At 73.2% G+C, this 13,322-nt stretch carries 10 protein-coding genes; 4 read left to right on the forward strand and 6 right to left on the reverse strand.

Annotation, left to right across the window (positions count from 1 at the left end):
* Window positions 1-92 precede the first annotated feature (92 nt).
* Window positions 93-1,154, forward strand: a complete 1,062-nt coding sequence (locus ACZ5ID_RS02195) for an isoafricanol synthase (RefSeq protein ID WP_468892604.1) — start codon at window positions 93-95, stop codon at window positions 1,152-1,154.
* 242 nt (window positions 1,155-1,396) lie between these two features.
* Here the strand turns inward: ACZ5ID_RS02195 and ACZ5ID_RS02200 are convergent, their stop codons facing one another.
* The 5 genes from ACZ5ID_RS02200 to ACZ5ID_RS02220 all read right to left on the reverse strand — a co-directional run bounded on the left by ACZ5ID_RS02200 (window position 1,397) and on the right by ACZ5ID_RS02220 (window position 5,783).
* The gene (locus tag ACZ5ID_RS02200) at window positions 1,397-1,636 is read right to left on the reverse strand and encodes a DUF397 domain-containing protein (protein WP_406552082.1); all 240 of its coding nucleotides are present in this window, start codon (window positions 1,634-1,636) and stop codon (window positions 1,397-1,399) included.
* Window positions 1,637-1,773: 137 nt separating this feature from the next.
* Window positions 1,774-2,940 (reverse strand): thiolase domain-containing protein, encoded by a 1,167-nt coding sequence (locus ACZ5ID_RS02205; protein WP_468892605.1) that lies wholly within the window; start codon window positions 2,938-2,940, stop codon window positions 1,774-1,776.
* Window positions 2,937-3,992 carry a thiolase domain-containing protein gene (locus tag ACZ5ID_RS02210; RefSeq protein ID WP_468892607.1) on the reverse strand — a complete coding sequence of 352 codons (1,056 nt, stop codon included), beginning with the start codon at window positions 3,990-3,992 and terminating at the stop codon, window positions 2,937-2,939. Before ACZ5ID_RS02210 ends, ACZ5ID_RS02205 begins: the two co-directional genes overlap by 4 nt.
* Window positions 3,992-4,945, reverse strand: a complete 954-nt coding sequence (locus ACZ5ID_RS02215; RefSeq protein ID WP_468892609.1) for a Zn-ribbon domain-containing OB-fold protein — start codon at window positions 4,943-4,945, stop codon at window positions 3,992-3,994. The genes ACZ5ID_RS02210 and ACZ5ID_RS02215 overlap by 1 nt, the downstream gene beginning before the upstream one ends.
* 37 nt (window positions 4,946-4,982) lie before the next feature.
* Window positions 4,983-5,783 (reverse strand): crotonase/enoyl-CoA hydratase family protein, encoded by an 801-nt coding sequence (locus ACZ5ID_RS02220; protein ID WP_468892610.1) that lies wholly within the window; start codon window positions 5,781-5,783, stop codon window positions 4,983-4,985.
* A 165-nt stretch (window positions 5,784-5,948) separates the two neighbouring features.
* On the opposite strand from ACZ5ID_RS02220, the gene ACZ5ID_RS02225 reads away from it, so the two are divergent.
* Window positions 5,949-7,568, forward strand: a complete 1,620-nt coding sequence (locus tag ACZ5ID_RS02225) for an acyl-CoA synthetase (protein WP_468892612.1) — start codon at window positions 5,949-5,951, stop codon at window positions 7,566-7,568.
* Window positions 7,569-7,611: 43 nt separating this feature from the next.
* On the opposite strand, the gene ACZ5ID_RS02230 is transcribed toward ACZ5ID_RS02225, so the two are convergent.
* On the reverse strand, window positions 7,612-9,135 hold the full coding sequence (locus ACZ5ID_RS02230) for an alpha/beta fold hydrolase (protein WP_468892614.1): 1,524 nt from the start codon (window positions 9,133-9,135) through the stop codon (window positions 7,612-7,614).
* Window positions 9,136-9,332: 197 nt separating this feature from the next.
* Between ACZ5ID_RS02230 and paaK the strand changes: the two genes are divergently transcribed.
* Together paaK and ACZ5ID_RS02240 are read left to right on the forward strand one after the other, a co-directional pair.
* Window positions 9,333-10,631: a phenylacetate--CoA ligase PaaK gene (paaK, locus tag ACZ5ID_RS02235; protein WP_468892616.1), complete on the forward strand. Its 1,299-nt coding sequence runs from the start codon at window positions 9,333-9,335 to the stop codon at window positions 10,629-10,631.
* A 256-nt stretch (window positions 10,632-10,887) separates the two neighbouring features.
* Complete coding sequence (locus ACZ5ID_RS02240) at window positions 10,888-13,305, forward strand: penicillin acylase family protein (protein ID WP_468893149.1); 2,418 nt, start codon at window positions 10,888-10,890, stop codon at window positions 13,303-13,305.
* Window positions 13,306-13,322 lie beyond the last annotated feature (17 nt).

The following is a 13,322-nucleotide window of genomic DNA, read 5'->3' on the forward strand; positions in this document are numbered from 1 at the left end:
TGTGCCCTTTCGGACACGGGCGCACTATGGGCTTTCGGACAGCAGCTCCGCCCAAGGCTGCTCACCCCCTTCGGCGTTCAGGAGGCGGAGCGATGGCGTCCCCACCAGGCCCACAGCTGTCGGACGGCCGCACGGGACTGGTCGACATCCCGTTTCCGGCCCGCTGCCATCCGCGCCACGCGCTGGCGCGTCGGCACACACTGGACTGGCTTCACCGGTTCGGGATGCTCTCGGACCAGAAGGCCACGGACGAGTACGACGCGATGGGGCTGGAACGCCTGATGGCGTACTTTTATCCGGACGCCACCGACGCGGATCTCGCGCTGGCGACCGACCTCAACGCCTGGTTCTTCGTCTTCGACGACCAGTTCGACGGTCCGATAGGGCGGCAGCCCGACGCGGTGGCCCGGCAGATCGACATCATGCTGCGCACGATGAGCGAGCGGGGCCCGGCCCCCGGCGACCCCACCAGCCATCTCGCGGGCACCCTCGCGGAGTTGTGGAAGCGGCTGTGCCACGGCACCCCGCTGCTGTGGCAGAACCGCTTCCGCGAGCACTGGCGGGACTATCTGACGGCCTACCACTGGGAGGCGGTCAACCGCACCCGGACCGGGCTGCCGTCGCTGCCCGGCTTCCTGCGCGGGCGCCGTGACTCCATAGGGGTCCAGCCCTGTCTGGATCTCGTCGAGCGGTGCGGTCGGTACACGCTCCCCGACGAGCTGCACCGGGGCAGTCCACTGGCCGAAATGCGCTGCATCACCGCCGATGTGGTGATCTTCGTGAACGACATCGTCTCCGCGGACAAGGAACTGGCCGCCGGGGACGTCAACAACAGCGTGATCATCCTGCACAAGGGGTCCGGGCTCTCGGTGGACCGGGCCGCCCGCGAGGTCGCCCGGATGGCCAACTCCCGGGTGCAGCGCTTCCAGACACTCGCGGCCGAGCTGACCGGGACGCTGGCGGGCACCGGCGTCTCGGACCAGCTGCGGGCCCAGGTCGACGACTACGTGGCCGGGATGCGCGCCCTGATGAGCGGCAATCTGGCGTGGTCGCGTACGACGGCCCGGTACAACAGGACCGGCATCGAGGCGGCGGGCCGGGGGCAGCGGCCCTGGGCGCACCTCTTCGAGCAGGCGGACGCGCTGGACGCCTGACGCCCGGTGAGGGCGAGGCCGAGCACGAGGGAGTGGCCGGGCATGCGGCTCACGGCAGTCACGGGGGCAAGCGCGGGACCGGGGCGGTCTCCGGGCCCCTGACCGGCCCGCCCGTCCCTCGGGGGGCGTCCGTCCTCAGCGGGCGGCCGTCCCCGGGCGGGCTCCGGCCCCGCCCGGCGCGCGGGCCGGGCGGGTGCGCGGCAGACGGCGACCGGGCCGGGCGGCCCGATCCGTCCCGTGCCTCAGGTGAGGTCGAACTCGCCGTCGCGCGCGTTCAGCACGAAGGCGCGCCACTCGGCCGGGTTGAAGATCAGCGAGGGGCTGCCGGGGCGGCCCCCGTTGCGCATCGCGATGAACCCCTCCACGAACGCGATCTGGACGTCCCCCGTCCCTTGGCTGCTCGACCTCCAGTCGGCCTTGCTGAGATCGAGATCCGGCTTGTCCCAGCCCACAAGGGTCTGCTGGGTGGTGCTCTCGGCCACGTCCCTGCTCCTCCCGGTTCCCTGTCGTCCGGGCCAGACTAGCGATCGCGTCCGGTCCCGGACAGGCCACGGAAGGAGTACCGCGCCCCACCCGCGACGACGGGCCGGGACGCCCCGGTGCCCGGGACCCCGGGCCCCTACCGGCCGGGCGGTTCGGAGCCGACCAGCCACATGGCGAAGAACTGCGAGCCGCCGCCGTAGGCGTGCCCCAGCGCTCTGCGCGCCCCCTGCACCTGGTGCTCGCCGGCCCGCCCGCGCACCTGGAGGGCCGCCTCGGCGAAGCGGATCATGCCGGAGGCTCCGATGGGGTTGGTGGAGAGCACCCCGCCCGAGGGGTTGACCGGCAGGTCCCCGTCGAGTTCGGTGACGCCCGACTCGGTGAGCTTCCAGCCCTCGCCCTCCGCCGCGAAGCCGAGGTTCTCCAGCCACATGGGCTCGTACCAGGAGAACGGCACGTACATCTCCACGGCGTCGATCTCACGGCGCGGGTCGGCGATCCCCGCCTGCCGGTAGACGTCGGCGGCGCAGTCCTTGCCGGCGCGCGGGGAGACGAAGTCCTTGCCCGCGAAGAGCGTGGGTTCGCTGCGCATCGCCCCGCCGTGCACCCAGGCGGCCGGGTGGGGCGAACGGGCCGCGCCCGCGCGGTCGGTGAGGACCATCGCGCACGCCCCGTCCGAGGACGGGCAGGTCTCGGAGTAGCGGATGGGGTCCCAGAGCATCGGGGACGACTGCACCTTCTCCAGGGTGATGTCCCGCTCGTGCAGATGCGCGTAGGGGTTCAGCAGGGCGTTGCGCCGGTCCTTGTACGCGACGAGCGAGCCGACCGTGTCGGGGGCCCCGGTGCGCCGCATATAGGCCCGTACGTGGGGCGCGAAGAAGCCGCCCGCCCCGGCGAGCAGCGGCTGCTGGAAGGGGATGGGCAGGGACAGGCCCCACATGGCGTTGGACTCGGACTGCTTCTCGAAGGCCAGGGTCAGGACGGTGCCGTGGACACGGGCGGCCACCAGGTTCGCGGCGACCAGCGCGGTGGAGCCGCCGACCGAGCCGGCCGTGTGCACCCGCAGCAGGGGCTTGCCGACCGCACCGAGGGCGTCCGCGAGGTACAGCTCCGGCATCATCACGCCCTCGAAGAAGTCGGGGGCCTTGCCGATGACGACCGCGTCGACGTCCGCCCAGCCCAGCTCCGCGTCGGCCAGCGCGCGTTGGGCCGCCTCACGGACCAGTCCCGCGATCGAGACGTCGTGGCGGGCGGCGACGTGCTTGGTCTGGCCGATCCCGACGACGGCCACGGGTTCCTTGCTCACGACGGCTCCCCCTCCAGTACGGCGACGAGGTTCTGCTGGAGGCACGGCCCCGAGGTGGCGTGGGCCAGTGCCCGCTCGGAGTCGCCCCGGTGGATCCCGGCGGCGGCCTCCCCGATCCGGATCAGTCCGGCGGCCATCACCGGGTTGGCGGCCAGCGCGCCCCCGGACGGGTTGACCCGTACCCCGTCGGCCAGCCTCAGCGCCTTGCGCAGGACGACCTCCTGGGAGCTGAAGGGGGCGTGCAGTTCGGCGGTGTCAACGGGCCGGTCGAAGGCCCCGGCGCGCTCGGCGGCGAGCCGCGCCGAGGGCGAGTCGGTGAGGTCGCGCACGCCCAGGGCGTGGGCCTCGACGCGGTGGTCCATGCCCCGGATCCAGGCGGGCCGTTCGCACAGATCGCGCGCGGTGTCGCCCGCGGCGAGGATCACGGCGGCGGCCCCGTCCCCGATGGGCGGGCAGTCGCCGGTGCGCAGCGGGCGTACGAGGTAGTCGCCCAGCGGGCGTGAACCGCGCACCTGCGCATGGGGGTTGGCGGTCGCGGAGGCCCGGCTGCGGGCGGCGATCGCGGCGAGCGCGCGCTCGTCGGTGTCCCCCGCGTCGATGAGGGCCTGCGCCTGGAGCGCGGCGAGCGCGACGGAGTCGGGCCACAGGGGCGCCAGGTAGTACGGGTCGAGCTGGCGGGTCAGGACGTCGCGGAGTTCGCCGGGCGAGGACTTGCCGTAGGAGTAGACGAGCGCGGTGTCGGCCTCACCGGTGAGGATCTTCACCCACGCCTCGTAGAGCGCCCAGGCACCGTCCATCTCGACATGCGACTCGGCGATCGGCGGCCAGGCGCCCACGCCGTCCAGGGCCATGGTGAAGGAGAAGGCGCGGCCGGCGAGGTAGTCCGAGGAGCCGGAACAGGTGAAGCCGATGTCGCCGGTCCGCAGTCCGGTGCTCGCCAGCACCCGGTGCAGCACCGGCATCAGCAGCTCGACCTCGGAGAGTTCGTCGGTGCGGCGCCGGTGGTCGCTCTGCGCGAAGGCGACGACGGCCACGTCCCGTGCGGGGCGCATCAGATCAGCTCCTTGTACGCGTCGTAGTCGGCGTCGGGCTCGCCGGTGGGCCGGTAGTGGTCGGGGTGGCGGCCACCCTCGCGCCACACCGGTTCGACCCGCAGCCCCATCCGCACCTGGTCGTAGGGGATGCCGCCGATCCGGCCGTGCAGGGCGAGGTCGGCGCCGTCGAGGGCGATGTGCGCGTAGACGTAGGGCACCTCGATGGCGTCGTTCATCGCGTTCCGGGCCTTGATGTTGACGATGCAGTACGTGGTGACGGTGCCGGCCGGGCCCACCTCCACGCGCTCCTCGGTGGCGACCCCGCAGGTGGGGCAGGCCCCGCGCGGCGGCACGTACACCTTGCGGCACGAGGGGCAGCGCTCGCCGACGGTCCGGTGCTCGGCCAGCGCCTCGATGTACCCGGTCTGGGCGCGGCCCGGGCTGTAGGTGTAGTCGAGCCGGGCCGGGGCGACGATCTGGGTGACCGGGTCCGCGAAGGAGCCGTCGTGCGGGCGCGGTCGCCCCGCCGCCTCGCTCTCGTACGGTTCGAAGCACGCGATGTCCGTGATGGCGCCCTCGCGCTCCCCCGCCCATCGCACCCGCACCCGCATCCCGGTCCGCACGGCGTCGGGGCCGGGCGCGTCCAGGGCGTGCAGCAGCGCGGTGTCGGCGCCGTCGAGCCGGACCAGGACCCACGCGAAGGGGTGCGCCAGGGGCTGGCCGCGGCGCGGGGAGGGGTTCCAGGCCCAGGTGGTGACGGTGCCAGTGGGCGCGACCTCGACGAGGTCGCGCAGCTCCTCGGCGGTGACCGGGTCGTATTCGACGGGCGGCACGAGCGTCCTGCCGTCGGAGGTCGTCACTCCGAGGACGGTCCGCTCGCGCAGCCCGGTGAGGAAGGCGCTCTGTACGGGGCCCAGCGAGCGGGTGAACGGGAACTCGACCACCAGGGGGGCGCTGAGGACTTCGGGCATCGGGGTCTCCTTACGGGCGCGCGGCGCGGGTGCGCGCTCAGGCGCGCCGGTAGACGGGCGGGCGCTTCTCGGCGAAGGCGCGGGCGCCCTCCTTGGCGTCGGCGGTGTCGAAGACCGGCCGGCCGCGTTCGAGTTCGGCGGCGAGGCCGTCGGTCTCGGTCATCTCGGCGCTCTCGTACACCGAGGCCTTGACCGCTTCGACGGCGAGCGGACCGCAGGCGTTGATCTGCTCCGCGATCTCCAGGGCCTTGGCGAGGGCGGTGCCGTCCGGGACGACGTGCCCGATCAGGCCGATGCCGGCGGCCTCGCGCGCGGTGTAGGGGCGGCCGGTGAGCAGCATCTCCAAGGCGTGGGTGCGCGGGATCTGGCGCTGGAGCCGGACGGTCGAGCCGCCGATGGGGAACAGGGCGCGCCGGACCTCGAAGAGCCCGAAGGTGGCGCTCTCGCCGGCCACCCGGATGTCGGTGCCCTGGAGGATCTCGGTGCCGCCCGCCACACAGGGGCCCTCGACGGCCGCGATCACGGGTTTGCGGGGGCGGTGGTGGCGCAGCATCGCCTTCCAGTGCAGATCCGGGTCGGCCTTGAGGCGGTCCCGGTGGGCCTCGCCCTCCATGCCCCTGCCCGCCAGGGCCTTGAGGTCCATGCCCGCGCAGAACGCGCCACCGGCGCCGGTGAGGACGACCGAGCGGACGGTGTCGTCGGCGTCGGCCGCCAGCCAGCCGTCGTAGAGGCCGACCAGCATCGACAGCGAGAGCGCGTTCCTGGCCTCGGGCCGGTTGAGTGTGAGTACGAGTGTGGCGCCCTCGCGCCGCACGGTGAGGTGTTCGGTGCCACCCATGGACCTGCCTCCCGTCGTCGGACTGGAACAGGTTGCAGGAGCCGGGGGCGCAGTTCAATAGTTTTCTGACAGGCAGTCAGATTCTTTCGCCGAAGGCCCTTCCCACTTGTGGTGGGCTCTGCTCTGATGACGGCCACACGGATGGCGCCGGGGTCAGGAGGAGCGGTGGAGTACAACCTTGCCGACCTGTTCGAGTCGGTCGTCGACGTGGTCCCCGACCGCGAGGCACTGGTCCACCTCGACCACCCCGGCACGGGTGCGGAGCGCCGGCTGACCTATCGCCGACTGGACGCCGCCGCCAACCGGATCGCCCACCACCTGATCGACAGCGGCGTCGGACCGGGCGAGCACCTGGGCCTGCATCTGTACAACGGCGTGGAATACCTCCAGACCGTGCTCGGCTGCCTCAAGGCCCGGATCGTCCCGGTCAACGTCAACTACCGCTATGTGGAGGAGGAGCTGGTCTACCTCTACCGGGACGCCGACCTCGCCGCGCTGGTCTTCGACGCGGAGTTCACCGCGCGGGTGGCGGGCGCGCTGCCGCACACCGCGAAACTCCGCCATCTCGTACGGGTCGGGGAGCCGCCCGAGGGTGCGCCCGCGCTGGACACGGTGCCGTTCACCGAGGCGGAGGCGGCGGGGTCGGAGGAGCGGGGGTTCGCACCCCGCTCCCCCGACGACCTCTTCATCATCTACACCGGCGGCACCACCGGGATGCCCAAGGGCGTGATGTGGCGCCAGGAGGACCTGTTCTTCTCGGGGCTCGGCGGCGGCGCGCCCACGGGCGAGCCGGTCTCCCGCCCCGAGGAGCTGGCCGAGCGGGTCGCGGCGGGCGGCGAGGGCATCACCTTCTTCCCCACTCCCCCGCTGATGCACGGCACCTCCACCCTCACCGCGTTCATCGGCTTCCACTTCGGCCAGCGTGTGGTCATCCACCGCAAGTTCGTACCCGAGGAGGTCCTGCGGACGATCGAGAGGGAGCGGGTCACCAGCGTGTCGCTGGTGGGGGACGCGATGCTGCGCCCGCTCATCGACGCCCTGAGCGGCCCGCTCAAGGGCATCGACTGCTCGTCCCTGTTCAGCGTCTCGTCCTCCGGCGCGATCATGTCCGAGACGGTCCGCGCCCAATTCCGCGCACTGGTGCCGAACGCGATGCTGCTCAACAACTTCGGCTCGTCCGAATCGGGCTTCAACGGCACCGCCACCGACGACTCCGGCCCCGACAGGGGCTTCCGGCTGCGCGTCAACTCCCGTACGGCGGTGGTCGACCCGGCCACCCACGAGCCGGTGAAGCCCGGTGAGCCCGGCCGGATCGCCCAGCGCGGCCATGTGCCGCTCGGCTACTACAACGACCCGGTGAAGACCGCCGAGACGTTCTTCCAGCGGGCCGGGGAGCGCTGGGTGCTGCTGGGTGACATGGCCACGGTCGACGAGGACGGCATCGTCACGGTTCTCGGGCGCGGCTCGCAGTGCATCAACACCGGTGGCGAGAAGGTCTATCCGGAAGAGGTCGAGCAGGCGCTCAAGTCCCATCCGGACGTGTACGACGCGCTGGTGGCCGGGGTGCCGGACGCGACCTGGGGCAACCATGTCGCGGCGGTGGTGCAGGTGCGCGAGGGCGCCGAGGCGCCGACGCTCGACGCCATCCAGAGCCACTGCCGCACCCGGCTCGCCGGGTACAAGGTGCCGCGCCAGCTGGTCATCGCGCCGAGCATCCAGCGCTCGCCCAGCGGCAAGGCCGACTACCGGTGGGCGCGGGCGGTGGCCGTGGAGTCGGCGGGCTGACCCTCCGGGGCAGTCCGTCAGAGGCGCCCGCCAGAGCCGCCCGTCAGATGCCGAACTCCCGCAGCGCCGCCAGGAATTCGTCCGGGCGCCCGGCGTGGACCGAGTGGCCGGCGTCCAGGGTGACGAGCCGGGCGCCGGGGATGTCCGCGGCCAGCTCCGCGAGCGCCTTCTGGTCGATGTGGCTGTCCGGGCCGCCCGCGACGATCAGCGTCGGCGTGGCCAGGGACGCGCAACCCGCGCGCCAGGCCGGATCCGGCTTGTTGAGCTGGGCGTTCACGTCGGTGACGACCGGCCAGTCGAAGGAGAGCTCCCCGTCGGGCCGGTCCACGAACCCGCGCGGCGGATCGAGGGGGGTCAGCGGCGGGCACTCCTCCAGGACGAGCCGCCCGACCAGCTCGGGCGCCCCGATCGCGAGCAGGAGGGCCGCCGCGCCGCCCATGGAGTGGGCCACCACATCGGCTCCGGCCAGGCCGAGGGCGTCGACGAAGCCGCGCAGATCGTCGCGGAACCCCTCGAACGAGTAGCTGCCGGGCCAGTCGCTGAGGCCGTGGCCGCTCAGGTCGAGCGCGTACACCCGGCGCGTGGCGGCCAGCGCTTCGGCGATCCCGTTCCAGTCGGCGCCGGTGCCGCCCCGGCCGTGGACGAGGAGGACCGGTGGCGCGGACTCCTCGCCCAGGACCCGGTAGGCGAGACGGACACCGGATGGCGTGCGCACGCTGCGCACGTCCGGCTCCAGGAAGGCGGCCAGCGTCCGTACGAAGTCGCCGGGCGCGTCCAGCCACGGGAAGTGCCCGGCGCCCGGCAGCACGGTGACCTCGCCCCGGGGAAAGAGCGCGGCGAACTCGGCGGCCCGCTCGGGGGTGGGGGAGGCGTCGTACGCCCCCGCGAGGACCAGCACGGGCGCGTCCACGGCGGCCAGCGCGGCGGTGGTGGCGGACGGGTCGAAGACCCCGTCCTGGTAGTAGACATCGGCCGCCGCGCGGTTGATCTGGGTGTCCTCGCCCGCCGCGTGGGCGCGCGCGGCCTCGTCCCACCGCCCGTACATGAACGGCTGGACGGCCGTCCACACCTCGCGCGCGTCGCGCCCGCCCCGGATCTCCGCCAGCGCGGCGCGGCCCTCCTCGTACCAGCTCTCGCCCGCGCGCAGCGCCGCCGCGGCCTGCCAGTCGTCGGCAGTGATCTCCAGGCCGACGGCCCGGACACCGGGGGTGACCAGCACGAGCGAGCCGACGCGCCGCGGGTGGGCCGCCGCGTAGAGGGTGGCGAGGTTGCCGGAGGCCGAGTGGGCGAGGAGGTCGACGCGCTCCAGGCCGAGGTGCTCGCGCAGCGCCTCGACGTCGTCGGTCATCCGGTCGCAGCGGTACGAGGAGGGGTCCTGCGGCACTGCCGAGTCACCCGTCCCGCGCAGGTCGAGCAGCACCAGCTGCCGGTGGGCGGACAGGCCGCCAAGATCGCCCAGATAGGCCGAGGCCCGCATGGCGCCGCCGGGCAGACAGATCAGCGGCTGACCCGTCCCCACCAGGCGGTAGGCGAGCTCGGTTCCGTCGTACGCGGTGAACTTCGGCATGCCGGTGATCCTCACAGCCGGCGGCGAGCGGGCCAAGGGGGTTTCGCCCACAGCGCGAAAGGCGCGGTGCGGGCGCGTTGTCCACAGGTCTTGACGGTGCGGTCCGGTGGCTGGATTACTGAACCCGAGCAGATCTACCGAATGATCGGTCGTCCGTTTTCTGGCGGAGTGACGACCGGCGAGGACGGGAGCGGCCCATGGAACCCCTGCTGGACGCGGCGGAACGGCTGAGCCGGCCGGAGCTGGAGGCGCTCCAGCTCGACCGGCTGAGGGCTTCGCTGCGCCATGCGTACGAGCATGTGGGGTTCTACCGGCAGGCGTTCGACAAGGCGGGGATACGGCCGGAGGACTGCCGCTCGCTCGCCGACCTCGCCCGCTTCCCCTTCACCACGAAGGCGGATCTGCGCGACCACTACCCGTTCGGGATGTTCGCGGTTCCCGAGTCCCGGATCCGCCGCATCCACGCCTCCAGCGGGACCACCGGCCGCCCGACCGTGGTCGGCTACACCGAGCGCGATCTCGACACCTGGGCGGACGTGGTGGCCCGCTCGATCCGCGCGGCGGGCGGACGCCCGGGCCACAAGGTGCATGTGGCGTACGGATACGGCCTGTTCACGGGCGGCCTGGGCGCGCACTACGGGGCGGAGCGGCTCGGCTGCACGGTGATCCCCGCCTCCGGCGGTATGACGGCCCGCCAGGTCCAACTGATCCAGGACTTCCGCCCCGAGATCATCATGGTGACCCCGTCGTACATGCTGACCCTCCTCGACGAGTTCGAGCGGCAGGGCGTCGACCCCCGTGCGACCTCGCTCAAGGTCGGGATCTTCGGCGCGGAGCCGTGGACGGAGGAGATGCGCCGCGAGATCGAGGAGCGCTTCGCGCTCGACGCGGTCGACATCTACGGGCTGTCGGAGGTGATGGGGCCCGGGGTGGCACAGGAGTGCGTGGAGACCAAGGACGGCCTGCACATCTGGGAGGACCACTTCTATCCGGAGATCGTCGACCCGTTCACCGGCGAGGTGCTGCCCGAGGGCGAGCGCGGCGAGCTGGTCTTCACCTCCCTCACCAAGGAGGCCATGCCGGTGATCCGCTACCGGACACGGGACCTGACCCGGCTGCTGCCGGGTTCGGCGCGGGTCTTCCGGCGGATGGAGAAGGTGACCGGCCGCAGCGACGACCTGGTGATCCTGCGCGGGGTGAATCTCTTCCCCACCCAGATCGAGGAGATCGTGCTGCGCACACCGGGCCTCGCCCCGCACTTCCAGCTGCGGCTGACCAAGGAGGGCCGGCTGGACGCGCTGACGGTACGGGTGGAGGCGCGGGCCGGCACCGCTGCCGAGCAGCGCGAGGCAGCCGCCCGGTCGGTCGTGACGGCGGTGAAGGAGGGCGTCGGGGTCTCGGTGGAGGTGGAGGTCGTCGACCCCGACACCATCGAGCGGTCGGTGGGCAAGTTCAGACGGATCGTGGATCTGCGAGGGGGCGCCGGGGCGGGCTGAGGAGGGGGACGGCGCCCGTGGACGGGGAGCCGGCGGGGAGACTAGCGGCGGCAGGTGGGTGCGGACGCGTACCGGCCTGCCTGTTGACAGGCGTGCGCCGGGCTGACTGAGTGGCTGGCGGCACTTCGTGTGTCCTGGGCAACCACCCCTGTCGCCCCCCGAGTTGGGAGGAACGTTGGCTCTCCGCGCCCGCACCGCCGCCCGTACCAGCGACGGCACCGAAACCGGCCGAAGCACCACCCGTACGCGCACACGCATCCGTGCCCGTACCCGGATCGAGCGCCTCGCGCTGGCCGGTGTCGCGCTGCTCACCGCCTCGGCCTCGCTGTCCCCGACGGCCTCGGCCGCGCCCGGCGACCGCGAACACCATCCCTCCGGCGGCGGCCTGTCCGCCGTCATCCGCTACACCGAGTACGGCGTCCCGCACATCCTCGCCGACGACTACGCCGGCCTCGGCTTCGGCACCGGCTACGCCCAGGCCGCCGACCAGGTGTGCACCCTCGCCGACGGGTTCGTCACGCTGCGCGGGGAGCGGTCGAAGTGGTTCGGCCCGGACGCGGCCCCCGACGGCGCGCTGTCGGCGGCCACCAAGAACCTCTCCAGCGACCTGTACTTCACCTCCGTACGCGACTCCCGTACGGTCGAGAAGCTGCTCGCCACCCCCGCGCCCGCCGGGCCCGGCCGGCAGTCGAAGGAGCTGATGCGCGGCTGGGCGGCGGGTTACAACGCCTGGCTGAAGCAGCACCGCGTCACCGACCCGGCGTGCCGGGGCGCGGCCTGGGTGCGCCCGGTGACCCTCACCGACGTGGCGGCGCGCGGCTTCGCGATATCCGTGCTCGGCGGCCAGGGACGCGTCACCGACGCCGTCACCGCCGCCCAGCCGCCCGCGTCCGCGGCCCCGCCCGCGGCGCCCGACCCCGGCGAGGCGGCGAAGGCCGCCCAGCGGCTGTTCGCCGCCGACCAGGCCGACATGGGCTCCAACGCCGTCGCCTTCAGCGGAGCCGCCACCGCCGACGGGCGCGGTCTGCTCCTGGGCAACCCGCACTACCCGTGGCACGGTGGCCGCCGCTTCTGGCAGATGCAGCAGACCATCCCCGGCGAGCTGAACGTCTCCGGCGCGGCCCTGCTGGGCACCGCCACCATGAGCATCGGCTTCAACGACAAGGTGGCCTGGAGCCACACCGTCGCCACCGGCGTCACCCTCAACCTCCATCAGCTGACCCTCGACCCGGCCGACCCCACCGCCTACCTCGTGGACGGCCGCTCCGAGCGCATGACCCGGCGGACCGTGACGGTCGCGGTCAAGGGCGGCGCCCCGGTGAGCCGCACGCAGTGGTGGACGCGGTACGGGCCGGTGGTGACGGGGCTGGGCCCGACGGTGCCGCTGCCCTGGACCAGGGCCACGGCGTTCGCGCTCAACGATCCCAACTCCCTCAATCTGCGCGCCTCCGACACCTCGCTGGGCTTCTCCAGGGCGCGGAGCGCCGCCGACGTCCTCGCCTCGCTGCGCCGCACGCAGGGCCTGCCCTGGGTGAACACGGTCGCCGCCGACGCGCACGGGCACTCGCTGTTCACCCAGTCGCAGGTGCTGCCCCGGATCACCGACGACCTGGCCGCACGCTGCTCCACCCCGCTGGGCCGGGCGCTCTACCCGGCCTCGGGCGTCGCCGTCCTCGACGGCTCGCGCGGCGACTGCGCCCTGGGCTCGGACCCGGACGCGCTCCAGTCCGGGGTCTTCGGGCCCGCCCGTATGCCGGTGCTCAAGGACACCGCGTACGTGGAGAACTCCAACGACAGCGCCTGGCTGACCAACGCCGGCCATCCGCTGACCGGTTACGAGCGGGTCTTCGGCAGCGTCGCCACCCCGCGCTCGCTGCGCACCCGCGGGGCCGTCGAGGACGTCTCGGCGATGGCGGCGAAGGGGCGGCTGACCGTCGCCGACCTCCAGCGCCAGGAGTTCGCCGACCGGGCGCCCGCCGGGACCCTGGCGGCGGCCGACACCGCCCGGGCGTGCGCCGCGCTGCCCGGCGGCACCGCGACGGACAGCGCCGGCCGGAGCGTCGACGTGTCGGGGGCGTGCCCGGTGCTGGCCCGCTGGGACCGTACCGTCGACGCACGGAGCCGGGGCGCCCTGCTCTTCGACCGCTACTGGCGCAGGCTGACGGCCGCGGTGCCGGCGGCCGAGCTGTGGAAGGTGCCGTTCTCCGCCGCCGACCCGGTGCACACGCCGAACACGCTCAACACCGCCTCGCCCGGTGTCGCCCGGGCGCTCGCCGACGCGGTCGGTGAACTGCGCGCGGCGGGCATCCCGCTGGACTCGGCGCTGGGCGACCACCAGTACGTGGTGCGCGACGGCGAGCGCCTGCCCCTCTCGGGCGGGACGGAGGCGCTGGGCGTCTGGAACAAGGTCGAGGGCGTGTGGGACCCGGCGCGCGGCTACACCGAGGTGTCGACCGGATCGAGCCACATCCAGGCGGTCGGCTGGGACGGCGGTCGCTGCCCCGTCGCCCGCACCCTGCTGACGTACTCCCAGTCGGAGAACGTCCGCTCGCCCCACTACAGCGATCAGACGGAGCTCTACTCGCGCGGGCGCTGGGTCACCTCGCGCTACTGCGAGCGCGACATCCTCTCCTCGCCCGCCCTGCGGATCGTCCGGGTGCGCGAGCACCGCTGACGGCCGCGCGGCCCGCC

This window comes from Streptomyces sp. NPDC031670, from assembly GCF_055580545.1.